This is a genomic window from Paraburkholderia caffeinilytica (assembly GCF_051027425.1).
Classification (GTDB): domain Bacteria; phylum Pseudomonadota; class Gammaproteobacteria; order Burkholderiales; family Burkholderiaceae; genus Paraburkholderia; species Paraburkholderia caffeinilytica_A.
Map to the genome: position 1 here is coordinate 479,564 of NZ_CP186553.1, position 24,559 is coordinate 504,122.

The 24,559-nt window shown below is 57.9% G+C and carries 22 protein-coding genes and 3 pseudogenes; 14 read left to right on the plus strand and 11 right to left on the minus strand.

Translation table 11 applies throughout. From position 1 onward, the window contains the following. The first annotated feature begins 196 nt into the window (after positions 1-196). A complete protein-coding gene (locus ACOSV0_RS22715) occupies positions 197-394 on the plus strand; it encodes a hypothetical protein (protein WP_434113800.1) in 198 nt (65 codons plus the stop codon). 78 nt (positions 395-472) lie between these two features. Further along, positions 473-1,066 carry a Mu transposase domain-containing protein gene (locus ACOSV0_RS22720; RefSeq protein WP_434113803.1) on the plus strand — a complete coding sequence of 198 codons (594 nt, stop codon included), beginning with the start codon at positions 473-475 and terminating at the stop codon, positions 1,064-1,066. Positions 1,067-1,211: 145 nt separating this feature from the next. Here the strand turns inward: ACOSV0_RS22720 and ACOSV0_RS22725 are convergent, their stop codons facing one another. Next, positions 1,212-2,375, minus strand: coding sequence for a YncE family protein (locus tag ACOSV0_RS22725; protein WP_434113806.1), 1,164 nt, complete (start codon positions 2,373-2,375; stop codon positions 1,212-1,214). Between the two features lie 63 nt (positions 2,376-2,438). Beyond that, positions 2,439-3,254, minus strand: a complete 816-nt coding sequence (locus ACOSV0_RS22730; RefSeq protein ID WP_434113809.1) for a creatininase family protein — start codon at positions 3,252-3,254, stop codon at positions 2,439-2,441. A 1,755-nt stretch (positions 3,255-5,009) separates the two neighbouring features. Between ACOSV0_RS22730 and ACOSV0_RS22735 the strand changes: the two genes are divergently transcribed. From ACOSV0_RS22735 to ACOSV0_RS22770, 8 genes and pseudogenes are all read left to right on the plus strand, one after another. After that, positions 5,010-5,528 carry a hypothetical protein gene (locus tag ACOSV0_RS22735; RefSeq protein WP_434113811.1) on the plus strand — a complete coding sequence of 173 codons (519 nt, stop codon included), beginning with the start codon at positions 5,010-5,012 and terminating at the stop codon, positions 5,526-5,528. Between the two features lie 1,235 nt (positions 5,529-6,763). Beyond that, complete coding sequence (locus ACOSV0_RS22740) at positions 6,764-7,024, plus strand: DUF3717 domain-containing protein (RefSeq protein ID WP_434113814.1); 261 nt, start codon at positions 6,764-6,766, stop codon at positions 7,022-7,024. After that, on the plus strand, positions 7,021-7,491 hold the full coding sequence (locus ACOSV0_RS22745; protein WP_434113816.1) for a hypothetical protein: 471 nt from the start codon (positions 7,021-7,023) through the stop codon (positions 7,489-7,491). Before ACOSV0_RS22740 ends, ACOSV0_RS22745 begins: the two co-directional genes overlap by 4 nt. A 1,469-nt stretch (positions 7,492-8,960) precedes the next feature. Continuing rightward, positions 8,961-9,489 (plus strand): annotated as a pseudogene (locus ACOSV0_RS22750) (transposase); the annotation flags it as partial. 1,248 nt (positions 9,490-10,737) lie between these two features. After that, positions 10,738-11,718, plus strand: a complete 981-nt coding sequence (locus ACOSV0_RS22755; protein WP_434113818.1) for a hypothetical protein — start codon at positions 10,738-10,740, stop codon at positions 11,716-11,718. 592 nt (positions 11,719-12,310) lie between these two features. Further along, complete coding sequence (locus ACOSV0_RS22760) at positions 12,311-13,039, plus strand: class I SAM-dependent methyltransferase (RefSeq protein ID WP_434113821.1); 729 nt, start codon at positions 12,311-12,313, stop codon at positions 13,037-13,039. Positions 13,040-13,479: 440 nt separating this feature from the next. Next, positions 13,480-13,872 (plus strand): hypothetical protein, encoded by a 393-nt coding sequence (locus ACOSV0_RS22765; RefSeq protein WP_434113824.1) that lies wholly within the window; start codon positions 13,480-13,482, stop codon positions 13,870-13,872. 222 nt (positions 13,873-14,094) lie between these two features. Continuing rightward, positions 14,095-14,952, plus strand: a pseudogene (locus ACOSV0_RS22770) (chitinase); the annotation flags it as partial. A 72-nt stretch (positions 14,953-15,024) separates the two neighbouring features. On the opposite strand, the gene tnpC reads toward ACOSV0_RS22770, so the two are convergent. From tnpC to tnpA, 3 genes are read right to left on the minus strand one after another with little or no spacing between them, the layout of a single operon-like run. Next, positions 15,025-16,593, minus strand: a complete 1,569-nt coding sequence (gene tnpC / locus ACOSV0_RS22775) for an IS66 family transposase (RefSeq protein WP_434107979.1) — start codon at positions 16,591-16,593, stop codon at positions 15,025-15,027. A 30-nt stretch (positions 16,594-16,623) separates the two neighbouring features. Continuing rightward, the gene (gene tnpB / locus ACOSV0_RS22780) at positions 16,624-16,968 is read right to left on the minus strand and encodes an IS66 family insertion sequence element accessory protein TnpB (RefSeq protein WP_434107978.1); all 345 of its coding nucleotides are present in this window, start codon (positions 16,966-16,968) and stop codon (positions 16,624-16,626) included. Then, entirely contained in the window at positions 16,965-17,378 is a 414-nt protein-coding gene (tnpA, locus tag ACOSV0_RS22785) for an IS66-like element accessory protein TnpA (protein WP_434107977.1), read from the minus strand. The genes tnpB and tnpA overlap by 4 nt, the downstream gene beginning before the upstream one ends. A 52-nt stretch (positions 17,379-17,430) precedes the next feature. On the opposite strand from tnpA, the pseudogene ACOSV0_RS22790 reads away from it, so the two are divergent. Continuing rightward, positions 17,431-18,057 (plus strand): annotated as a pseudogene (locus ACOSV0_RS22790) (carbohydrate-binding protein); the annotation flags it as partial. A 415-nt stretch (positions 18,058-18,472) separates the two neighbouring features. Continuing rightward, entirely contained in the window at positions 18,473-19,033 is a 561-nt protein-coding gene (locus ACOSV0_RS22795; protein ID WP_434113826.1) for a hypothetical protein, read from the plus strand. 207 nt (positions 19,034-19,240) lie between these two features. Here ACOSV0_RS22795 and ACOSV0_RS22800 read toward each other — a convergent pair whose 3' ends face one another. Both ACOSV0_RS22800 and ACOSV0_RS22805 read right to left on the minus strand, forming a co-directional pair. Continuing rightward, the gene (locus ACOSV0_RS22800) at positions 19,241-19,828 is read right to left on the minus strand and encodes a hypothetical protein (protein ID WP_434113828.1); all 588 of its coding nucleotides are present in this window, start codon (positions 19,826-19,828) and stop codon (positions 19,241-19,243) included. A gap of 454 nt (positions 19,829-20,282) precedes the next feature. Continuing rightward, the gene (locus ACOSV0_RS22805; RefSeq protein WP_434113831.1) at positions 20,283-20,918 is read right to left on the minus strand and encodes a hypothetical protein; all 636 of its coding nucleotides are present in this window, start codon (positions 20,916-20,918) and stop codon (positions 20,283-20,285) included. Positions 20,919-21,322: 404 nt separating this feature from the next. Here ACOSV0_RS22805 and ACOSV0_RS22810 point away from each other — a divergent pair, with 404 nt between their 5' ends. Together ACOSV0_RS22810 and ACOSV0_RS22815 are read left to right on the plus strand one after the other, a co-directional pair. Continuing rightward, positions 21,323-21,526, plus strand: a complete 204-nt coding sequence (locus ACOSV0_RS22810) for a tlde1 domain-containing protein (protein ID WP_434113833.1) — start codon at positions 21,323-21,325, stop codon at positions 21,524-21,526. A gap of 269 nt (positions 21,527-21,795) precedes the next feature. Then, the gene (locus ACOSV0_RS22815; RefSeq protein WP_434113834.1) at positions 21,796-22,095 is read left to right on the plus strand and encodes a hypothetical protein; all 300 of its coding nucleotides are present in this window, start codon (positions 21,796-21,798) and stop codon (positions 22,093-22,095) included. Positions 22,096-22,199: 104 nt separating this feature from the next. Here ACOSV0_RS22815 and ACOSV0_RS22820 read toward each other — a convergent pair whose 3' ends face one another. The 4 genes from ACOSV0_RS22820 to ACOSV0_RS22835 form a co-directional block, all read right to left on the minus strand. Further along, a complete protein-coding gene (locus ACOSV0_RS22820) occupies positions 22,200-22,448 on the minus strand; it encodes a hypothetical protein (RefSeq protein WP_434113836.1) in 249 nt (82 codons plus the stop codon). Next, positions 22,435-22,632 carry a hypothetical protein gene (locus ACOSV0_RS22825; protein WP_434113839.1) on the minus strand — a complete coding sequence of 66 codons (198 nt, stop codon included), beginning with the start codon at positions 22,630-22,632 and terminating at the stop codon, positions 22,435-22,437. Before ACOSV0_RS22825 ends, ACOSV0_RS22820 begins: the two co-directional genes overlap by 14 nt. A gap of 704 nt (positions 22,633-23,336) precedes the next feature. After that, positions 23,337-23,555, minus strand: a complete 219-nt coding sequence (locus tag ACOSV0_RS22830; protein ID WP_434113840.1) for a hypothetical protein — start codon at positions 23,553-23,555, stop codon at positions 23,337-23,339. Beyond that, positions 23,552-24,043 (minus strand): hypothetical protein, encoded by a 492-nt coding sequence (locus ACOSV0_RS22835; protein ID WP_434113843.1) that lies wholly within the window; start codon positions 24,041-24,043, stop codon positions 23,552-23,554. The genes ACOSV0_RS22830 and ACOSV0_RS22835 overlap by 4 nt, the downstream gene beginning before the upstream one ends. Between the last annotated feature and the right edge of the window lie 516 nt (positions 24,044-24,559).

A 24,559-nucleotide genomic window follows, 5' to 3' on the forward strand; every position in this document is an offset into this window, starting at 1 on the left:
TACAGGGCACAGCATCCGGACGGGATATGGCTACAACTGCTTCTGCAAGGCTTATCGGGAATGGACGCCCGCGATGCGGTAAACGCACGTACCAAGCCAAAGGCTGTTCGTCGACTACAGCGGCAAGAAACTCGCGATCATCAACCCGAATGCGGGTGATATCCGCTGGGCGGAACGGTTCGTCGCGGCGCTCGACGTGTCCATCGATACATTCGCCGAACTCACCCAGACACGGCCGTTGCCTGACTGGAATGGCTCGCATGTCTGTGCCTTCGCGTTCTACCACGGGCTGGTCGAGATACTGGTGCCCAACAATCTGAAGTCGGGCGTGCACAAACACTGCTTCTATGGTCCGATCGTCAACCGGACGTATCAGGAAATGGCCATGTATTAGTTGGCGGCAGTCCTTCCTTCCCGTAACAAGCAGCGGGACAAGGCGGCGGTACTCGTGGTCCAGAGATGGATTCTGGCTGTGCTGTGCATCCAGTGTTTCCTCAGCTTGGAGGAGGCCAATCGCGCGATCGCCTCGGTGCTGGTCGATCTGAACAATCGGCCGTATAGGAAGCAGTCGGGTTGCCGCCGTAGTGTCTTCGATGAGATCGACCGCCGGGCGCTCAAACCGCTGCCCGACAGACCATATCGGTACACGGAGTGGAAGACCGTCGACGTGGGGCCGGACTACCACGCCGAGATTAACCAGCACTACTACCCGGTGCCGTATCGCTACGCGCGCGAGCAGGTCGAGGCGCACCACACTGCGATCGTCGAGGTATTCCGGTGTGGCCCGCGCATCGCCCCTCGCAGCAAAAGCAATCGCCGCGGACACCACACGACGATTGAGACGCACATGCCACCCGAGCATCAGGCCGTCCTCAAAGGTTGTGACCCGCAGCGCCTGTCCAGTTGGGTCGCCGAAATCGGCCCGCACACTGCCGCAGCCATCGAGCATCAGTTGGCTGCTGCAAGTTCTCCCGGCAGGCGTATAGCGCCTACCGGGGCGTGCTGCGCTGAGCAAGGACTGCGGACGCGACTGGCTGGAGGCGGCCTGCCGCTACGCAAATCGTGAAATAGATCAATCGCGGACCGCCGCCCGTGTAATGCACAAACCTGATCGCGTTGCATTGTTCAATCATCGGCGGAACGCGTTGCAACCGGTTATGACGGAGGCGGCATAACCGTTCTGGTCCCCTTGCGAGAGAACTCCTCGTTGATCAACGCGTGTTGCCGGTGTGGCCCAGCGAATACCGCCCAGGCTGCGGCCAGACCGTGAGGCCATGCGGCTCCATGCCGACCGGAATGGACTTGACCGATCCGGTCGTAGTGTCGATCGCGTAGACCACGTCGTCGAACCGTCCCGATAGCCATAGCATCTTGCCGTCGGCGCTGACGTTGCCCATATCTGGGCTACCGCCGCCCGGAATCGGCCAGTTCGCGATGACCTTGCGCGTTGTGAAATCGATCACGGAGACGCTGCCCTTGCCATGCTTCGGTCCGTGCACGAGGTTGGAGCCGCGATTGGCCACATAGAGCTGGGTGCCGTCGCGGCTCGGGTACAGGCCGTGCGTGCCGACGCCGGTCTTGATGAAACCGATTTTCGTGAAGCTGTCTCCCTCGACCACGTAGACGCCGTCGGCCATCATGTCGGCGACATAGAACACCTTGCCGTCCGGCGAGATGCGAATGTCCTGTGGCATGCCTTTCCTGTCGAGTTCGAGGTAGCTTACGACCTTGCGGTTGACGAGATCGATCTTGGCCAGCTTGCCGCCGAATTCGCAGGTGAAAAGCGCGTACTTGCCGTCGATCGAGAAATCTGCGTGATTGATGCCCTTGCACTGCGGTACTTCGAGGCTCGATTTCAGTGCCATCGAGTGTGCATCGCGAAAGTCCAGTCGCGCGTGCGCTTCTGCCACCACGATCGCCTCCTTGCCGTCCGGTGTGAAGTACATGTTGTAGGGATCGTCGACCAGGATATTCTTGCCGGGTTTGCTGGTCGTTGGATCAATCGGGGTCAGGCTGCCATCGGGCCGGCCTTCGGCGTTGTTGGCCACCCACAGCGTCTGCAGATCCCATGCAGGGACGACGTGCTGCGGACTGAAGCCGACGTGAAACCTGTCGACCACTTTGAGTGTGGCCGGATCGATTACGTAGACATCGTTTGAACGCAGGTTCGGTACATAGACGCGTGACAACGCGCCGACTACCGTGGGGCTCATATGGCCGGTGCCCGCTTCGCTGTACAGGTTATTGGGGTTCACCACGGGCGGCATGCCAGAAACCGTGGTGACAGCCGATGCAGCGCCGACGGTGCTGAAACCGGCTAGCACGATGGTGACGAGCGTTGCAACGCGTGAAAAACGGGGAGAACACAATTGCATGATGAATACCGTTATCGAGTGAAAGGGGAAATCGGTGGCGGGAGTGGGAGGATGTCTAATGCTTCAATGGTTTGCGGTCACGTTCCTGATGGCATCGATGGTTCGCGACACAATCGCGTCAACGCCCAGTTGACCGAGTTCGACGCTAGAGTGTCGTGGGTCACCACCATAGACGCCGTCTGCCGGTCCCAGTTTCGGACCGCTTCGCAGTCGATCGAGCCGCACCATCTGGGGTGCGACTGCCAGCAGCAGTGAGGTATCCGCGAGTCCCGCATGAGTGCCGATCTCGGCATCGCTAACACCGTGCTGCCGCAGGATCTGCGCGTAGCCGTCCGAGCTGGTGCCGTAGTATGCTGGCGGCACGAGTGCGCGGGCGCCCGAGCCGCCCCAGCTCTTGTTGAGCTGGGCTACGACATGCCTGATATCGCTCTGGTAGCCGCCGTGGTCACCGAGAAAAACGACGGTGGTAAAGCCGTGAACCTTGAAGCTGTTCGCCGCGGATTCCAAGGTCTTTTCGAACACACCGTCCGGCACGGTGATTGTGCCGGGAAAGCGCATGTGCGAGGTCGTCGGAGCGTAGCCGCCCTCAGGCACGTAGGCGATGACTGGCGCGACGATCGCGTTGCCGAGGCCCTCGGCAACGCGCTGCGACAGCACTCTGACGCGTGTATTGTGTTTGCCGAGTGCGACGTCGGGGCCACTTTGTTCAGTTCCACCGATGGGAATGATGATGGTGGTCTTGCCCGCCTGAATCTGGTCGCGCAGTTCAGTCCAAGTCAGGTCCTCAAGGAGTACGGTTTTCGGGGTTTGCGCGGAGACGGTCTGCGTGGCAATAAGCAGAATAACGGATACGAAAGCTCGTCGTAGTGGGATGCGCATGAAGGGTTCTCGTGGAAATGAACTTTAAAATTCAAGGCCGAGCGGGCGCAGGCACCCACCGCCTCGCCCAAAGGCGTCGTCAGCGATGCTCGTCCGATCGATGCATGGCTTAGCACTGTACGACCTGCCTGCCGGATCGTGGCATCCCGTAGTTGAATCAGGCTCGAACCTCGGATGCCGCAGGCGCCGAGGACGTGCTCACCAATTGCCGTTGTGTTGTCAGGGCCGAATACGCCCTTGAACGTCTTGCCGTCGATGACCACCTCATGGAAAAAACTGTACCTCTCTGCCTTTGGGCGATGCCACACGACGCACGTGTACGGCGGTGAATAAGAGCATTCCCATCATCGGATGAATCTACGTTCGTCGGAAAGCAGGATAGCCGACCGTACATCAAAGTCTGCGATGCTGACACTGATTTTGAGATTTTTGCCAAATGCGTTGTCGTGAAATCGCGCCTAGCCTTGCCCTCTGCATCTGGAGGAATTGCAGGGCGACCATCGAGCGTGCTGCCTATCTGCGCTGTTCCGAAGTACTTGTAACCAGCGAGTTCATGTTCTGTTATAAACCGCTGTCCGACGAACTCGACTGGGCAAAGTGCAGGCTCGCGTGGTGGGCGGCAACCTACATATTTCGCATCACCCTTTGATGGGTGAATACTTGGGGATTTTCAGTCGGGGAGTATGAGTTCTCCAGCCAAGCATGGCCATGTTTCATGGCTTGAACAACAAAAGATTCACCATGATCGGTTTCCTTGGAGGGCGCAACCGAACAGGCACCGGGACGTGCCATTCTCCGCCTGAAAAACAAGTATCTATACAACTGGACCTATGCAGCCTAGTCAAATGATGACGGGTATGTGATATCAATACAATCAGAGCGATCTTGCTCTGATCAAAAATATTGAAACCACTGAGGATTCCAGCAACCTTCTGGCCCTGGGTGGAAGGCTCTACTTCAGCCATTTCCTATGCGTCTTCCTTAACTATCTAGCATCAGGTCATGTTGCCCATTGTTCCGATCCACTGAAACCGGAGGCGCGGCTGCCACCCCACTAGCTTCGGCCTTCATCAGGCGATCTGCGCACGGTGCGCTATATGCCACTCCGTAAGTACTGGGGCGGAACCGTCGTGGAGATAATCCGTAATACGGTCAGGATCACGTCAACGGCATCTTTTGCGGAGGAGAGGCTGGACAACGCAGAAGGCACCGTGACCGCTCGACCTCTAGGTGGCAAAATGCCCTAGCCGATATGATTCGTTCCCACGTCATCACATCCAGAACCAGAAAATATAGCCATAATAGAGGCATTAATGGCGGATATCCAAGATAAGAAATTCACGTGGCCGATTTTGAACCGGCAACTGGTTTTTTGACTCCGCTGCTAGATGGTGCGGCGGATTTAAGGCTCAGCGAGTGGTGTTTGCCGCGGTTTTGGCGAGAGTGGATTGATGCACTTCGCCTTGAGCATCGAGAGGCGTTCTGGATGTAAGGGGGGGGCACCAGTACCCTCCGATATCGTGCGACGTTTACGACCTCGCACAAACAATCAGCGCAGGTCAGCCTATACGCCTATACATCAAATTGTATTTGCGTTTCTCACTATCGAGAGCGGCATTTTCGCGCGGTACGGTTCCATGCCGCAGATATCGAAGGTGTCTTCAAGCAGGCGCTCCTGAAGCGCAGCATACCGAAGATGATCGTCATCGACAACGGAGCGGCCTGTCGTGCCTCGACGCTGTAGGGCATCTGTGCGTGCCTGTCGGCACCGCTGGTCATTGCCGACCGTATTCGCCAGAAGGCAGGGGCAAGCTTGAGCGCTGGCATCGCACGCTGCGCGAGCAGTTCCTCGCTGAACTCGACGCGACGCACATCCGCGCTCTCGCCGGTCTGAGTGCGCGTCTATGGGCTTGGGGCGAGCAGGTCTATCGCCGCAGCAAACACAGTGCGCCAGGCGAATACGCTTCTCACGCGCTACCGGCAGGGCCTGCCCGTATCCGGGCGCTCGGCGCACTCGCGACACAACTCGACGAGCTTGCCTGCCATCGCGGCGCACGTGACGTGCCGCGATGGCACCGTATCTTCCAGAGCCGGTGCGTCGAACTTCCGTATGAACTCGCCGGCGAGATCATGCTGCTCCTCGTCGGCGCGCATGCTGCAGCGGTGCGCGCATCGAGAGCGAAATTAGCCAGTCACTGGACCCAGTTGCGAACCTCGCACGCCACCCGCGGAAAGAACCGTCAATTGATGTACCGCGGCTCGGTCCGAACCTGATCGAGCGTGTTCATCAGCGTCACTATGCACAGGAGGCATGATATGTATCGTCAACACTTCGGCCTGCGCTGCGCGTCGTTGGGCAAGGACTCGATCGTTCCGCAGGTCGCAGGGTCAAAGATAGATACTTCAAAACCCAGAGCGCCCGCAACTGGGTATTTGCCACAACCGAAAGCAAGGGGATGGGAGGAAGGTGGGGCATCTGCTGAGAGCCGCAGGCGCACCGCGAAAGGGGGGGGCGCCTGAGCCTGCCGTGCGAGCCTGCTCTCGATTCTGTCTAAGGGAGCAGGGCGCGGGCAACCGCACCTGGCTACCCAGCGAGAGAGAGTTTTCCCATTCCTTTGCGCGCGCCGATGCGATATTCTTGTTACCAATAGTTATAGTGTGGAGTTCCTGCAGGGTTTTCGGCCGCCGGAAGGTTATCATCCCAAAAACTACGAAAGTCATCAGCAGAACTTCTGTCATCCTGAGGATGCATGGCGTTGAATCTGTTGCGGTAGGACAAAGTCAGCAAGGCGGGGCTCAAGAGCCGCCGATTGCTGGCCTGCACTGACTGCGCTATCTGGTTAGGCTACTAGTCCCGCCGATCAATGTGCAAAGGCCTTGGTTTATAAGGCTATTATCGACAAGTCGTTGATCGTAAACACAGGTATCCGTGCGAAGCCCTTGGCGTTCCTGCTTGCGATCGTGTTAGGGTCTGCGCGAGACCAATAAATAAAGATGGCGAAGATCGTAGGAATGACTTCTTGGTGAGGCTGTTACTCTGGTCGACATCAGTGAGAGTGGCGCGTTTAGTGATCTAACACATGTTTCGCGAATCGCGTGGCACCTGACTGGTCACTTATGTGGCTGATGGCTTATGATCGGTTTTCGCGGTTGTCTGGCATGACTCCAACTGGATCGGCACCGGTTCGCATTCGGCGATCAGTGCCGCCTTTGCGGTGTCGCGATACGATACTGTGGTTCGTATCGGTAGCTTGTCGGAGACGCTTCACGTGGGGCTGCTGGGCTCTCCGCCACGCTTGCGGACATTGGCCCTGCATCCGTCGCTTCCTTTGCCGTTCCTGCGGGTGCACTGGCGGCACACTGAGGCGTGCGGGAAGTGGATCTGCACCGGCTGCGTACGGCATCTTCTCGGTGTATTGAGCGCGACAGTCGGCTGACAATCGTCGACGATCCGCCTGGGTATGGCGAAAGTGCGGATGCCTGACCTTGTTCCATCCGATCAGATCACAATGGACGATGAATCAATGCAAAGTATCACACTAGCCCAGATCGAACGTGCCATCCGGTACTGGCGCAAGCATCTGGATCATGCAGAAAACGGTAACGGTGTGCGCGAGGAACAGGTGCTCATCAACCTTTACCGGCGCCTGATGGCGCAGCGCGTGGGGGCGATTGACATCGCGGAACTCATCATCGAAGAGCGCTTCGCGCTGGCGGTCCTGTTAGGCTCGCCGTCGATGGACAGCCATGAGTCGGGGTGTCACCTGTGAAAATCCAGTCTGCCGTGCCGGTCATCCAAGTCTATCCCGCACGGATTCGTTACCGGTCGCCCCTGATGCCTGGATGGCAACACCCGCCCTCGATGCCCGCGGGCGATGTGGCGCTGTCCGGCGCAATTAGTGACGTGAACGTGCTGCTTACCCATGCGCGGCAGGATCTCACTCATTTTGAGGATGCCGTCCAGACGCTGTCGGTGCAACTGGACGATGCGCGAACTGGACAGCGCGTGGCGGCGCATAAGGTCGAACGGCTTGCCGCGCTGGTCGGCGAACTGGACACGTTAAGTTGCGACGTCGCGACCACGAACAAGACGACCGATAAATTGTCGCAGTCACCACGTAGTCACATCCCATGGTCCGTAGGGTCGGTGCTATTTGCCATGCTGGCCATCATGACTTACCGGTTCTGGCCAGCGATCGTCAATGCCCTGCATGTCGGCTGGCGCGGTGTGTTTTGACGTTCTCCCTGCACATATCCCGCACACCTGCAGGCGTGACTGGGCGGGGAGGTCCGATTGGGCGTGGGAGGAGAGGGTGCGCAATCATCGTCGGGGGTATCAGCAACCACGATTCAGTCTCCCCATTTGCTGTGACGACGGAGGATGATATCCCTCCACTCCAAACGCGCGTTGACTAAAACGGCGCTGACGAGCATCGTAGATGTTCGTCAGCGTGTCGGCCCGGGCGGTCAGGATCCCGTGGTTAGTAGAGCGCTATCTATGCGATGAAGATCAGATTTGGGGCAAGATTGGTTCAAGTCCCTAGGTGTGTGCATCGGCACTTGGGTGTTTGACTGTGTGCGGATTCCGGCATAGCAGCGCCAGTGCAAAGAAACCCTCCGGTGGCGTGCAAGAGTGAGGCCGCTAGCGTTTCCAAATCTACCTGACCTCGTCTCCGCGCAGGGGACGCTGCTACAGGCTACGTCTTTGTGCGACACGTGTTGCTGCCCGCGACGAGTCGAGCATCAAGCAGTAAAGGGTAGCAAAGCTCGTTTCTGTCCAGTCACACTTTGATTTTGTAGCAGGAGCGCAAATGCTGTGACCTGCTGTACGGCCTACCCGGACAGGCGTGACTGAACGGTCGGGTCTGACGCTCTGGGGAGAACGTGCTTCTCTATGGAGGGTTCACCCCGGCGACGGGGAAGAAGGCGACGACTGCAAGCAGTCGTGCGGTGTGAGGTGCTAGGCAAATCTCGCATGCGCAGCATATGCGAATTGTCGCTTTATACCTCATGAAGCTCACTGAGCCAAAACTTCTGACAGGCCCTGACCAAAAAGGTACGTAGCCGGTTGCTTCCGTGAAGGGCAGGAGCACGTCGTCACAAGTGCTACCGGGGGAGGACGGGTGCTAAACGGATAGGCCTAGGGGATCGGGGCGACAGGAATGGGAACGTGATCGCGGGACATTGCGAGATGGCAGAGAACCCGTAAGGGAGGTTGTTGGTGGAGCGGGGAAAGAACGCGGAGAAGGCGAATGGCAGGCTGTAATGGCCTGTATAGGGGGGGGGCGAACTTTGCCCTAACCCGAAAGGGTGCAGACTTCCGCCTGGTGCAGTTGTCGCGGGTCCACATTTGAGATTCACCGACGGGAAGCTTGTGAGAGACCGATAGCGCTACGGTTCAGCACCCTTCGTCTCAGTGATGGGATGAATCAACAATGTGACGCCTGCGAAGGGCTTGCGCAGTGTGGCAAGACCGGCCTCAATGTGGCACTTACCCTGCAGCAAATGTCCGTGAATCATCGACATCGAGACATCCGCACGCGGGCGGCGGGACTCCTGCTGCAGGGCAACGAATTGAGTGCTCCCAAGACCACCAGCAAGGCTGAATGTGAGCGCGCAGTCGATCTACAACTGATCTCGCTTGTGGGCGGAGCAGCGCTTGTGCGGCCCGGCCAGCTGTCCGGCCATGCTGCTTGGCGCTGTCTAGCATTTCCCGCCGCGCTTGCACGCGCTGCTGAACGTCTGCCTGCCATGCTCATCGACAGTCTGAGAGAACAATGGGCTCGTGCCTAGGATACGGATTGAGAAATGGCCGTTTTGGAGCAACGCCTTTACAATCTATTCCGTCACAACCCAGACTGTCAGAGTATTGCTGATATCCCCGGTGTTGGACTTCTGACTGCAACTGCGACCGTCGCACCTATAGGCGATGTTCGCCCGTTCAAATCGGGTCGTGAGTTCGCTGTATGGCTGGGGCTTGTACCACGACAGTCTGGCACCGGCGGATGGATCCGACAGATGGGTCTGAGCAAGCGGGGGGCACTTATTATGTACGCTACTGATGCACGGTGCCCGCTCGGTGATTATCCAAGGCAAACGATCTGATTGGGTTGACAGTTTGCTCAAGCGTAGGCCATTTAACGTAGCGGTTGCCGCTGTCTCCAACAAGCTGGCAAGAACTATCTGGGCGGTGCTAGCGCGACCAGAGAAATATCAGGCTTCGCCAGCTACCGCTTGGACGCAACGATTCACAACATCCTCAACGAGCGCAGGCAAGTGCTGCATGATGGCTAGCAGGTTGGACCGGGGGCGAGGAAAACCCGATAGGGAAGATGAACCATTGCGTTCGATGTGCAGTGAGGACCTCGCCAGCGAATTCCATTAGGGCCCGCAGGCAGATACTGACCTGCGCAAACGGGCCGGGCATAAGCGTGCTGCCTAAATCTACAGTCAATATCGTAGAACTGTTTGCAATCAGGGAGGCGTCCACATTAGACTTTCCCTAGCTATGGGATTCGTCAAACGGGGGTATGGTCAAATCAGGAATTGTCGTTCTTCACGGAGGCATGCCGGATGACCGCGAAAACTATCAGGGCAGGATCAAAAATTCGCCTGCCTGATCATAATCTGGTAAGTGATTTCTTTATCTTGAAGATCTGCCATTGATGTTTCTATTATCGCTACATCGTGCGGCGGAGCACAAAAGATTGCAGGTTGCTGAGTTTTCAGATTGCAGGGTGAGAATATTCCATTTTTCGGGATGTGATGGAGTGGGCGACGGATCCTGTCGACTGAGCTATTTTGCCACTCAAAGGTCAATTGTGAGGCAGTTGTGCGAAGGAGCGGGGCGCATCGAGCACAAATCATTTGGCGAAGGCTGATGCTGTCAGCGGGGTAGCGACCGGTTATCCGATCTCGGTGGATGAGAACGATGGGCAATATCACATGGTGCGAAATGGCTATGGGGCCGATGCGTCGGTGAAGGTCAAGGTGGGCTGCCTCCATACAAGACTACCCGGTAGAGTGGGATCTGCCGTGATTTCAATATTTTGGGGCGAAGCAAGACCACTCTGATTGTTTCGATATCACATGCCTGTCACGATATAGAAAATTATGTTCGCGTTTTGCCTCCTCTGCATATGCACTCAAGAAGGATTTGGGCATGGCGCATCTGAATTGCCGGTACCCCCGGATCCCTTGGCTAACGATGCGGCAGGCAACGCATAGCAGCCATACACTTGTCTTTTTGCCGCCCTCCTTAAATAATCAGGAGGGCATACCTGTTGCGGCAGGACGGGAATGACAACGGCCGCGACAATCGCGCGGCAACGACGTTAGCCGCAGTTCTGCTACGCACATCACGATGCGGGGATTGCGACAGGGGCCGGCCCCGCGTACATGGCGCGGGTATCGTGCCCCCCGCCCCTGCAACGATCGTCACTGCCTCGGCGGTGATATCCTGACCACTTGTCAAGGAACCAGCATGAACACTCTTCCAGATTTCACGGCCAGTACTGCGGCTGAATATCTAGCCGACGGCAACACCTTTGCCAAAGTTGCCAAGGGTTTCAAGGCATTGGAGGATACCCTTGGCGTCCTCGCAACCAATGACATCCTCAGCTCCATAGAGATTCAACGCACGACGGAACTCTCCTCGGATTACATTGGCAAGCGGATTAACGTCAAAGCCACCTCCCCCATTACTGTAACGCTGCCAGAAATCAAGAATACCCACCCAAGCAATGTGCTCCTGCTGCGCAATCTTGGCACGGAAACCGTGACAGTGAAGGGGGCTGCAACCGACACCCTGGGCTGGACCCCGGCTACGCTAGAGACCGGCGAGTCGGTATTGCTGGACGCCGATATAGCTGGCAATGACAAGACTTGGCATGTCCTGCTTCGGGGTGGCCAGCATGTGACCGGCAGATATCTGCTGAAAGCCTTCGATGCCAGCAAAGATAAAGGGGAAACCGTGGAAATCGAACTCGCACCTGGCTACCTGAACTATGAACTGGACTTCAGCACGGTACGCACAGACAATAAAGACGGGCAGTATTTCATGATGCAGATTTCCCCTGACGGCGGAAAGACTTGGCAGACTTCTGATTACGCACTCGGGATATATCAGACAGGCAGCAACGATGTTCCAAACTCAATCCAAGACGCAAAGAATGCACACGCCATCACCCTGCAGGGCGGGCAGAGCAGCATGTCCACCACGGCCGTTTCCGGGCGAATTTACATGTTTGAACCGGCGCAGACGGACACGGGCCACCATTTCATGATGGATACCGTCGCCGCACTGAACAATGGCGACAACGCGCGAAGCGAAGGGGGCTGTGTGGCCAGTTCAGCGGGCAATAAACCGTATAACCGCATCCGCCTGTTCTTTGGTGATCGCGAAACTGGCGCGATCGCGGGGAAGGTCGTTAGGGGGCAGTTCCGGCTGTACGGTATCAGCTAGCCGCTAACGACAGGCTTTCGTCGTCCCGACTCTCCCGCCGGGGAGCGATTTGGTGGTCCGTGCCGTACGTTGGCGCACAAGGCTCAGGAATGGCGTGCTGTCCGGCAAGCGAACGGGACCGTGGCGGCGGATTGACTGACCTCTGCCGCCACAGGGAATCTGCTAGGCATGGAGTTGGGTGTGGCAAAGTTCGGGAAAATGCTTGCCATCATCAATGATGGGTTGAGCGGGGTGTCTCACGAACGCAGGCGGTAGTCTGCCTTTCACGATCTTCCTCCGCGAAGGTGGCGGGCACGTCGCGCAGAGGAACCGCGTGCTGCTCGCACAGATCATCCGGAAGCGACCTACAAGCGCCGCCATCGCCTGACGCCGGATGAATCCGAGAAGGCCGAGCGCCTAGTTCGCATCGATGCCACCGCAGCATTCGTCTGGGATGGCGCCTCCGATGCACGCACGTTCCTCGCCACGCCGCACTCGAGGGCCGTGCGCCACGCTCCACTCTGGATTCCTGCCTCAATACCATTCCTTTGTCTCTTCTGGATTGCAGAACGAATTTTGAAGGACCGACTATCTACGATTGACAAGAGGTACCATGCAGTCAGCACCGATCCACCCAGACGACGACATGTTTCATGGCTCCAACGAACATTACACGTCGGTCGGCACTCAGATGGCAGACTGCGTTTCCCACGCGGTCGAATTGGCACAAATCGATTCGCCAACCATCCTCGAACTGCCATGTGGCTATGGCCGGGTGACACGCCATCTCGCCTCCCGCTTCGACCCCAAACGGATACACGTGGCTGACATCATGGTGCCAGCCGTTGATTTCTGTGTAGAAACATTTGGCGTCAACGGTTACTACATCGTCGATCCCGTCTACGAATTCCAGAACGTTCCTGAAACGTTTTTTGACGCTGCCGCGCTTGGATCGCTGATTACTCACCTGTCTGGACGGAATGCGCGGACAGTGATTAAGCACTTTTTCAAAAAGCTAAAGCCCGGCGGGATTGCCGTAGTCACGACGCACGGTGCACGTTCACGCGAGATTCTGGAAACGGTGGATTGCTACCAGGTCGGAGACGCCGCGCGTACCTATTTGCTAGATAGCTACGACGCCGGTCAGTTCGGTTTCGTCAACTACATGGCTGACCATTCGCTTGAGGCCAAGACGATCGACTACATCGGCGACAGCTATGGGATATCCCTAATCCCCCATAACTGGGTGAATAATGTTTGCGACGAGAATGGCTTGATCATTCTTGAGTATCGTTCTGGCGGATGGGACAATCATCAGGATGTGTTTTTTATCTCGCGCTGAATCGAAACGATCGCGAACAGCGTGTCGGTCGGTTGACTGCCTGCATGGAAGTAGAGAGATGCCTATAGGTCGTTCGCAAGGTTCATGGTCGGCGCCAAACGAGTGAATTGACTCGACGCGCCAAAAGCCCGGATGGGCGTTTCACTAAAGCACGTACGTTCCTCGTGACGCCGCACGCCGAATTCGAGGGCCGCGCGCGGCGTCGAAGAGTTGCTGTGGAAACCGCTCTATGGGCTGCCGGTGTGATGCGGACCGGCGGCATCCGGTCTGGAGCGGCACCGACGTGCTACTGCATGGCGGCCGCCTCAACGGCCTGGGGCGGCCGGTGATCTATGGCGCGCTGAAGTTCGCTGGCGCGATGCGTCGAGAGGCTGGTGCACGTGCGCATCGGCAAAGTCCCGAAAACCCATGTGTGAGCCGAGGCGACCATTCCCGACGACGTGGCAATCGAGCAGCATGACACCGCGTCGCCCGCAGGCTGGGATGTGTGGGCGACGCAAATCGCGCGGCGCTTTGGCGATCACTGGCTGGACGAGGCGCGCACCGGGATACTGGTGGTGGTGCCGTCGGTGGTGGCCCGGGCCGGGTTTAACGCGCTGGTCAACCCGGCGTATCCGGACACGGTCAGGCTCGTCCTGTCGGCGTCGCGGCCAGTGGCCTGGCAAGAACGGCTGTGTGCATGCTGCCGGTGGCGCCCGAGTCCGGGCGAGAAAGGTAGTGGCCTGTGCGGACTCACCGTCGACGTGATGTTTGCAGGGGCGCTCGCAGCCTGCTGCCCATCTCGTCTTTCGCGCGAGTGCCCCCCAGAGATCTGGCGGCAACGTATGGCCTGACTGGAACGTGCGGACCTGCTTGTTGATCTGTGATCGCTGTCTACCACGCCTAGATTGCGCAAGGTGTATCGAATTATTTCATACAGCGCAGACGCGACAATATCCTGTGTATTCCTAATATAAATACAAAAACTTACGCAAAGTGCGAATAATGTCCCCGTCCGGTTTCACGCACCGTCGAGGAACCGGGCACGATCCAGTTCACATGACGTCGGAGACAGCATGAACAAGAAACGGCTCTTATCGAGATTCGCCCGTACAGTCACGGCCGCATGCCTTGTCGCATCGGCCGGGACTTCGTACGCTACAGGCGTGTATGCGCCATACATCGACATGACTGCCTGGCCCACGCCGGTCATTGACCAGATTGGTGTCCAGCAGGGCATCCAGCAGTTCACGCTTGCTTTCGTTGTGGCCGGCGGCCAGTGCGTACCATCATGGGGTGGCGTGCAGAATATCGGTGCGGGCGTAACGGGTGACCTGTTGACCTCAATCTCGACCTCGATCGCCAGCTACCGCGCAAAGGGCGGCGAGGTTTCCGTCTCGTTCGGGGGAGAGAACGGCACGCCGCTGATGCAGTCCTGCACAAGTGTCGCCACACTGGCGTCGGCGTACCAGACCGTGATCAATGCCTATGCGCTCACGCATATCGATTTCGATATCGAAGGCGCGGCCCAGGCGAATTCAGCGGCCATCGCGCGCAATTTCCAGGCGGTTGCCCAGTTGCAGTCGGCCTTCGCTGCGCAAGGCAAGACGTTGCACGTCACGCTGACCTTGCCGGTTCTGCCAACAGGACTGACGCAGGACGGCATCAATGTCATAGATGCGGCGCTCACGAACAAGGTCACGATTGATACCGTCAATGTCATGGCGATGGATTATGGACCGACCGGCATCGATATGGGCGCGGCTGCGATCAGCGCGGCCCAAGCCGTGTATTCCCAGCTTGAGACAGCTTACGCTTCAGCTGGCCAGACGAAGACCGATGCGCAGTTATGGCAACTGGTCGGCGTCACGCCGATGATTGGCATGAATGACACGCAGGGGGAGACCTTCACGCTCGCCAACGCGCAAACGGTAGTAAGCGGCTCACCTAGGCCATTCGTCCACGCGCGTGCACGTAAGGGATGATGGTGATTCGGAGTTGCCCGGTCAGGTAGGGGAAGTCGGCGGGCTGCCAGGTGTGTGCAGCTTGTCGGCCACGCGCCACGGTAGAAGCTCGTCGATGCGATTGATCTTGTGATCAGCGATGTGCGTTAGCACGTAGTCCAGATAGGCGCGCGGATCGATGCCGTTCAGTGCGCAAGTGCCGATCAGCGCGTACATTGCGGCTGCCCGTTCACCGCCGCTGTCGGAACCGGCGAACAGGAAATTCTTCCGGCCCAGGCTCACGCAACGCAGCGCGTTCTCCGCGATGTTGTTGTCGATCTCGAGCGTACCGTCTTCGCAATACAGTGTCAGTGCGCTCCACTGGTTCAGCGAGTAGTTGATCGCCTTGGCTGTATCGGACTTCGAAGACAACGTTTCGAGCTTTGCCCTGAGCCACGCTTCGTAGATTTGAAGCAGGGGTCTGGCTTTCTCCTGGCGTATTCGCAGCCGTTCGGCCGCAGGCTTGCCGCGAATGGATGCCTCGATGTCATAGAGACCGCCTATATATTCGAGCGCCTTTTGCGTCGTGTCGGACGGCGTTCGCACATGGATGTCGTAGAACTTTCTCCTGGCGTGGGCATGGCATGCCGCCTCGCGTATCGAGCCGTCGCGGAACAGCTCGTCGAAGCCTGCGTAAGCGTCTGCTTGCAGGATCCCCTTGAAGCTGGCGAGATGGGTTTGAGGGTGGATGCCCTGTCTGTTCGGCGAGTATGCGAACCAGACCGAAGCCGGTTGCGTCGAACCAGAGCGATGATCGTCGCGCACGTAGACCCACAGCCGCCCGGTCCGGGTCTTCCTGTTGCCCGGTGAGAGCACCGGGATCGGCGTGTCATCCGCGTGCAGCTTGGTGGCGGCCACCGTATAACGGCGCAGCGCCTCTGTTAGCGGTGCGCACAATGCCTCGCATTGGCCGACCCAGCGGCCCATACTGGCCCGATCGAGCATGACGCCGTCGCGCGCCGCGATCGCCGATTGCCGGTACAACGGCTGGTGGTCTGCATACTTCGAGACGAGGATGTCCGCCAGCAAGCTTGGATGGGCGATGCTCCGCTCGATCGGCAGGCCGGGCATCAGCGGCTGGGTGATAGTGCTGCAGCATGGGCAAACCAGTTTGCGCCGGACCGTGCGAATGACCTTGAACGCCGCTGCGACCCGGGCGAGTTGTTCGGACACGTCCTCGCCGAGTACCCGCATGGGTTGACCGCAGTCCGGGCAACTTGATTCGGGCTCAAGTACATGATCCTCGCGCGGCAAATGCGCGGGAAGCGCTTGCCTCGATGCCGCTGCGTCCGTCGTCGCAGTCGAGGTGGATGCATTTGCGCCGCAGCCCTGCGCACGCTGCACATCCGCAACGCCGCGCCCAGCGGCCAGATCCTCGAGTTGAGTCTCGAGCGTCTCGATCTGCCGCTGCAACTGCTCGGACTTGCGACCGAACTGCATGCGCCTGAGCTTATCGATCTGGGCCTTGAGCTGCTCGATCTCGACATCCCGCTCGGCAAGCAGACTACGGGCCTCGACCAGCAAGGCCTTCAGGAGTTCGACATCGTCAGGAAGATCGGCGCCGTTCGACATGCGTCGTAGTTTACGAGTCTGTCGCGCGGTTTACAACATCGATAATGCGGCGGTGCGACGGGGCTGTCTCCAGTCGATGCCCTCGAGGAGCATCGACAGTTGTGCAGAGCTCAGATGGACCTTGCCACCGTCGGCTTGGGGCCAGATAAAACGGCCTCGTTCAAGGCGCTTCGCGAGAAGCCAGATTCCGTCCTCCGTTGCCCAAAGAATCTTCACCAGGTCACCCCGGCGGCCCCGGAAGATGTAGACGTTGCCGCCCAGTGGATTCTCATCAAGCGCTGTTTGCACCTTCGCGGCCAGCCCCTGAAACCCACATCGCATATCGGTCACGCCCGCAGCGATCCAGATGCGCGTGCCTGCCGGCAGGGAAATCATGAGCGCAGACTACCCAGCACAATTCGCAACATGTCGGCATCGACCAGACCGTCCACCTTAACCACCGCACGGCCGATCCGGATCTCGATCGTGCCGGCAGCTAATGCAGGCCTCGTGTCCTGCGCTTGTGGCTCAACCGAAGATGATGCCCCGACCTCCGCTCGCGTGTCGTCTACAAGTACAACCGGAATGAGCCCTGCAGACTGAGCTTGCTGCTCGGCCAGATAACGCCGCCGCCAGGTGAACAGCATGTTCGCATTGATGCCGTTCTCGCGGGCCAGTTTCGAGACTGAAACGCCAGGCTCGCAAGCCGCAGCCGCCAGTCGATCACGAAGCTCCCGGGCGTAATTCGGGCGCCCCGCTCGGGTACCCGGCTTCTTCTCTTCAGACTGTGACAAAGTGGTGCCCATCAAATTGGAATGATGGACATTACTTTGGTGTTTATCTCAGTCACCGCCTACGACGGTCGGCGCGAGCCGCTTACAAACGGTATTGAATGCCGCTGTCAACAACGGATATGGCCTCATGGGTAACTGGTCGGTAGGCCGCGATCAGTCGTGCCCGAACAACGGGGCGTACACGGCATCGAACTGTTCGGGCATCGTGCAGCAGCCTTACGCGTTTGCCGCGATCTTTGGGAAACTCACCGGACACTGGGGTGCCGGGGTAACTGCCAATCCTGGCTACACGGGTGCCGGTACGGGCACGAGCGGTAGTACCGGGAGCGGTGGCAGCTCGACGGGCAGTAGTGGCACGGGAAGTACCAGTGGTTCAACCGGCAGCGGAAGTGTAGGGAGCGGCAGCACGGCCGCTTCGGGGGCAGTGTGGTCGTCCACCCAGGTGTACACGGTCGGTCAGACTGTCACCTGGCAGGGGGCGACGTATGAAGCGCAATGGTGGACCCAGGGCAACGTGCCCGGACAGTCGCAGGTTTGGGCGCAGGTTTCGGGCCCAACATCGGCCTGGTCGGCGACGGCGGCTTACTCGTCCGGAGACTGCGTGATGTATCAGGGCGCGAAATATTGCGCGAAATGGTGGACCCAGGGCAACGTTCCGAGCACCGGCGGCGTGTGGGTTCCATCAACGTAGGTTCACATCTCTGCTGTTGAAAACTGCCGGCGAAGCTCCAATCCGGGTCCAGGCTTCGCCAGCGGTTGCCCGAAGTTCGGAAAAACGTGCTCACGCTCAGCGTGCCGGGGTGGCCGTGACCTCAGTGCGGCGCAGGCTACAACCTGCGGATGATCCTCAGGAAGCTACGGCTTTTTTATGCCTTTGTTCTTACTGCTTTGTTCAGTCTCGGCATTGCCGCCGATGTCATGGTGTGACGTCGGCGGCACGCAAGACGAATTGTTCACGATCGACTATTTAATATTAAATTCGTCAAACTAAGCTCAAAAGGGGAGCGAGCGGGCATTCGCGAATATGCTAGCCTTCTCGCATATTCACGAATCCCGGTCGAACCTCTAAAAGTTCCGAATTGCGTTTGTCGGAAAGAAATAGGAGAATGGCTTCCCGCAGGAAAACCGAAGGTATTTATTGTCAGCTTTACATTCCTGTCTGGAGCGAGATGATGAGTGAGCAGCAATTCGACATTTCAATCTCCCATCCACTTTCGCCATACTTGACGACGATGCTACGCGTTGAGTTTGAGGAATCGTTTGTCACTGGATTCGGTAGGCCGGAACGCGATGGCCCTGTTCCTGATTTCGAGCGTTCGTCGATGTATGTTTTCATCAAGGGACTCGAGCAGCAGCGACTAGAAATTCACGGCAGCTATGCATCTCTCGCTGTCGCGAACCTCCTTGCGCACTTGCAGTATTTCGACGATTCCGAAGGCTTTGAGCTCATGGTCGAAGACATTGAGCGATCTGGAACACCAACTGAAAAGTACCAATGGGCTACGATCAGTGTTGAATATCGTAGGCGGATCGAGGAGGAAAGCACTAGAGTCGCTGGCCTCTGCAAAGAGGCATATGCAGACTGCGTCAGGCACGGGAGATTTCGACCACAGCATCATTCAGATGGCCTTGACCGTATGCAGGGGTACGAGGGGGACATCCAATAAGGGAAATTGAGATGGATCAAGGCGGGTGATGTCTCTTGATGTCAGGGATGGGAGCTCGCGTTGGCTTTGGCCAGCCCGAGGTGTCCGGGAGCAAGAGCAGGACCTCGTCGGCTGAAACAACTCAGGACCTCGCGGGATGCCGCAGCGCTGACGATTCTCGGTCGCCACCACTGCGAACACGCCGGCCAAGGTAATGGTCGTTCTCTACTACTGCCTTCCGGAAACCTGCTTCAGCACCGACTCGCGGTACCAGCGAGCTACTGTGGTGCCGATCCGCTCGAACGGCTTTCCGGCCTTCGCATTTTCCAAGCATGCGAGGATATCCAATGCGCCGTCACCGCAGCGCTTGCCATCTCTTTGGGCGCGTGCCAGCTCTGCCATCTGCCCTTTACGACGATATTCAGAACAGATCCATTCAGACGCTGAGGTCCGGTCTGTGGGACGCTCGTATACCGGCAGCGAGCCGATCAACTCCGCGTTAGCCTCGTCGAAAGCATGGAGTTCCAGGACTTCTTTCACGCCCACCAGCAACCTTTTGAGGCGTCGGGAGGCTTTCCCTGCGGCGGATTTCCAGTCCGGGAACACGCGCACCACTGCATCGGCAACGAACGTTGGACTGAAGTCTCGCCAGAACCTTGGATGCGCCTGATAGACGTAATCCATCGCCAAAGCCACGTTTCCTATGTTCAGTTGCGACTCGTCGAACTCGCATTCTGTTAGGTAGACGACGAGCGCGTTGATTATTCTCAAATGAACGCTGTTGAGCGTCGCCAGATTTCCGCCGGTATTCATCATCAATTCTCCGCCTCATAGGTGCCGACCCAGAAGGAGCATCCGACATTGCGAGACTCAATCGCATGCTGCCGCGGCGCTCATTTCCATCTTCTGATAGAGGTATAGCCGTCTTAAACCACCATGGCGGCCCGTGGATTTCATGTGAGAGGAAATTGGCAAGTTGCACAGTGAGATTTCGGTTGCGTTGTTAGCGCGCGCGCTCCCGGTTCATAGCGGGAGCACACGGTTCACTGCATGCCGGAATCGCATCCTGCTCTCGCGCAGCCGGGCGAAAAGGGCAAGCAGGCCAACAGCAGACGTATCGACCACTGACCAGACTTGGCTGCACGCCGAAAACCGAAAAACGTCGAGGCTGGCTCGCTTCCCGGTCAGCGAGCCTTGCAAGCCCGCATGCGACTTCTCGAAGATCGCGGCGATCCACGAGAATTGCCTCGCTGGAGCGATGCGCCGGTGATCAGACAACTGTCGCCTTGCGCTGAGCATGACGTTTCATCACGGCGTCCCGATAGGCATTAGCGACGAGGGTGCCTGTACGCTCGACTACAATTCCGAGCCTCGCCTGCTCCAGACAATGCAGAGCGTCGAGTGCCTTTTCGCCGCAGCGGTCTCCATCCGGTCGTGCGAAATCGAGTTGCGACAACAGTTCCTGTTTCGCGAGTTCAGCGGAAATGCAGGCGAACGCTGAGGAAGGGGTCGCGGGACGTTTTTCCACTGGGATAGCCAGCAGCATTTCCGTGTTCGCTTCGTCGAACGAGTTAATTTCTAGGATATGTTGAAGCTTCTGAAAAAGTCTGTCGGCGCGACCGTTCATCATGGTGGCCGTTGTTGCCCAGTTGGGCATATGCCTTGACATGGCTTCGACCAGAAGCGCGATGGTGAAGTCTCGCCAAAATCTCGGCTGAGGTTGATAGGCGAATTCGAGAGCCAGTGCCAGGTGCATCGGCGTAAAGTGCGACTCGTCGAAGCGGCAGTCGGCCATGTAGGACAACAGTGCATTGACGGTATCCGTGTGAAGAGTTCCCGTTGTTTCGAGATTGACATCAGTTTTTTTCATATTTTGTTGGACTGCCTGGTTGAGTTTGCTGGCCATCGAAGGGCTGCTCCACGAGCGTCGGTTACAGGCTGACTAGAGCGGCAGATGGACTGTGCGGTATAGCCGGATTGAGGTTGGATGTTGTGTGTAAAATGAGTGCTTATTTCCTGCTGGATTTGCGACAACCGCAAATTCTGCTCGCAGGCACGAGGATTTTTGGGCTGTTGTCAGATGGGGCTTTCACCGGAGGGAAAACGCAGAAGTTGCGCTTTCCGGTTTCCAGAGAGCGGCAGGGCTTGCAGGGACGGTCGTGAGGTGGGGTTGGCGCGCTTGCTGACGGCTTCGATGTCGCTTAAGGCGTTGTGTAAAAGTGGAATCGATTTGACGAAAACGTGATCTAGATTTGTCGGACCAAAGTGCGGGTATGCCAGAATGCGCTCCAGATCGATTGGAGGAAATTTATGCCCATTCAATGCACCTTCCGACTCAACAACCAGGAAACGTCGACATTTTTTTGTCCGGGTTTTGGTGGCGTTGCGGCGTTTTCCGGCACGAAGGCCGGCCGGGACAATCCCGCTCTGACCGACAAACCCGACCTAGGGCCCCTTCCGGCCGGCCGATACTATCTGGTCGACCGGCAGTCGGGGGGGGGGGTGGTTCTATGACTGGATCGGCTCGCATGGTCTCGGCACCACTGACCATACAAACTGGTTTATGCTCTGGAACGCTCGTGAAGGCGATGACACCATGATCCATGGTGTCAGGCGTGGCGCATTCCGCTTGCATCCGAAGGGGCTGATGGGGCTCAGCCATGGTGCATCACGGTTGTCAATCCTTCCCTTTTCCATGCACTCGCGCGCTACACCCGCTCGCGCCCGCCAGAACTGACGGTGCCCGGTACGGATCTCAAAGCCTATGGCACTGTGGATGTGCAATGAAGCTCATCGCACGGATTCTCTGTTATCTCGCCATAGCGGTGGTGGGCGGGTGGTATCTGGCCGTCTGGATTGCGGCCCACCCTTTCGATATGCCGGATTTTCTGTATCACGCCATCCTGTTCGTGCTGCAGATCACTCACAACGAGCAGCTAAGTGGCGATGAGGATGTGGAAGCGCTTGGGATTATGTGCCTGATTGCTGCCTGCATGGTCGGCGTCGGGTTGCTGTGCTGGCTGCTGGATATTACCGTGCGCCGCCTGCGGCGGCCGCACCCTTGGCAGCGCAGCGGGCGTTAAGGTGCGCGAGTGGGTCGTTCGGTCCCCGCTCACAGGAAAGATCGTCGAGCTCCTAAAACAGCCCCGCCGTCGCTGTACCAATGGCCCAGTTCGCAATCACCAGTTCACGTGCGCCCTGCGCCTGCCTGTGGCGACTGCCCACGTCGTCCGTAGTGCACATCGACGGACAGCATGGCATGTGCGGCAAATACACGCTGCATGTCCGGATGGTCGTTCAGGCTCACCATCACCTTGCCCATCCACGCGGCCAGCCGCTCGTATTCCTCGATTCCGAATGGCTCCCCGTACCCTTCGACTTGCCAGTATGGCGGATCGTAGTACGTGAGCGTGTGCTGGCGGTCATAACGACGCACGCACTTCGTGCGAGGGCAGATGTTCGATATGCGCGCCCGTGAGTCTCAGATGCGCGGCCGAGAGCGTCTCCTCGATACGCAGCAGGTTGATCGCGGGCGTCGTCGTTGCGGTGCCGAACGTCGGTGCGGCCTGTAAAAGCGAAATCGATTTGCTGAGAATGTGCGGCCGCTTTGTCGGAAACAAAAGTTTAAAAAAGCACGATCTGTGTGGTTTGTACGACAGAACCGTCTCGCTGCGTACGCGGAATCGGAGAGGATCTGGAGCAAGTGCAGATCGAGATGCGCCAAGACGGTCTTAGGCTTGGCCAATGGTAGACTATTTGCCGATAGCGCATTAGAGGCCCGCTAGGTGACAACGACATGGATGCCCGACTTGCAGGGCTCGTGGTGGCGAGGATTGAGGCACGATCAGCTCGCGAGGATCGAAACCCGTTTGAATAGTCTTGCGACAAAAGCCGATCTACTGGACGTTAAGGCCACATTCCATCAAGAGATTAACGCGCAAACGTGGCGACTGGTCACCTCCGTGTGCAGTTTCGGGACTGCACTTGTCGCTGTGACGTACTTCATTTCCAAACATATTGGTTGACCGCCGATTCTGTCGCAGGAAGATGAAAAGAGCGCCGTGAAGGCGCTCCCCAACGAGCTCGATGACGCTCACGTCTTCCGGGTCAAAAAGCAGGCATACGCGAGCGTGGCTAGAACTCGGGAACGTCAACTACTGCGAGCACGGGTAGTGGGTTAGACCATTTATCCATGTTCGTTGATCTCCCACAATACGGTGGCACGCTGTCAAAGGCTTCTGCGAGATTGATCATGTAAACGCGACAATTAGAACAACGAGGCCGGGCAAGGCAAAGCGCGCTGCACGCACGCTTTCGTTGACTTTCACTTAAAAGGATGTCGGCGAGGTCGTTCGTTCGGGTCTTTGCCCAAGGCCCGCAGACGTGCGCGCAATCGCGCATTCTCCGCGAACAGTGCAACCACCGCGATGATCGTAATCGACGGGAAAATCCACTGTCCCGAATATCGGATGATCGCCCATGCGGCGCCACCACACGCCACCGCAGCCAGAAGCAGAGCGAGTCTGTCGAGCAGCCAGTTCACGCGATCTCCTTGCGGGCAGCGCTTCGGGTACGGTAGCGGAAGCCAAAGCTGGGCCGACGTGGTGAATTGGCGTCCATGACCTCGGGGTTGCGCGCAAGGAACACGTGCATCGACGCAGGTATCTGAACACGATGACTGAAGGACCAGTTGCGTACGGAGGACTGAACGGACACGGCCGTCGAGGAGCCGACCGTTGACGTTTCGCTCGCCAGGATCAGGCTTCCTATCACGACCCCGGCGTAAGCGGAGGCCAGGAATGTATCCGCAACGCCTAACATTTCAAGACCGGTGGTAGCACCAATCAACTCCGCTACAGTCGTGCCTGGGCCCAAGGTTCTGAACCCCGCCAGAATTGCTGTCAGCGTACCGGTCGCAGTCTGGGCCGTACCAAACAGACTGGTAGGGATGGGCATGCCCAACGCGTTCATATTACCCTCGAATGCTTTCGAAAAACTGGCACAGGCCATTGCATCCTCGCTGTCGATCAATAAGGAGCGCGCATCCTAGCTCCCGGCGCATACCTGCAGGATGATCTACATCGAATGGCACCGATGTCCGCAACGGTATTTCGGAATAATCCCAGGGTCCCTGTGCCGATATCCTGGTTGGCGAATTACCCATTCGCGTGTACTTTGCGCATGGCCGTTGCGCTTGCCCACATCGTAGTAGACATCGACTGGCAGCATCGCGTGGTCCGCAAAGACCTGCCGCATGTTCGGGCTGATCATCAGCTTGCCCGGGGCTGCTTCCATCCAGGCGGCCATATTCCCCGATACTGAGGTGATATACAGCGCAGAAGCCTGAGCTGGGACCTTTCCCATATCGCAGCCTACAGGGGCTGACCATAATCAACTTCACACGCGGAGGTCCCTCTCCTTAAAGTCGCGTCCGTGTGTAACGGCTTGGAACCCCATTGGGACTCGCACCTTGATCGGCGCGAGTCCTTTTTTCAGTATTCGCATCTTTTCTCGCCCTTTACGGCCGGGTAACCTGCAAGCATACAA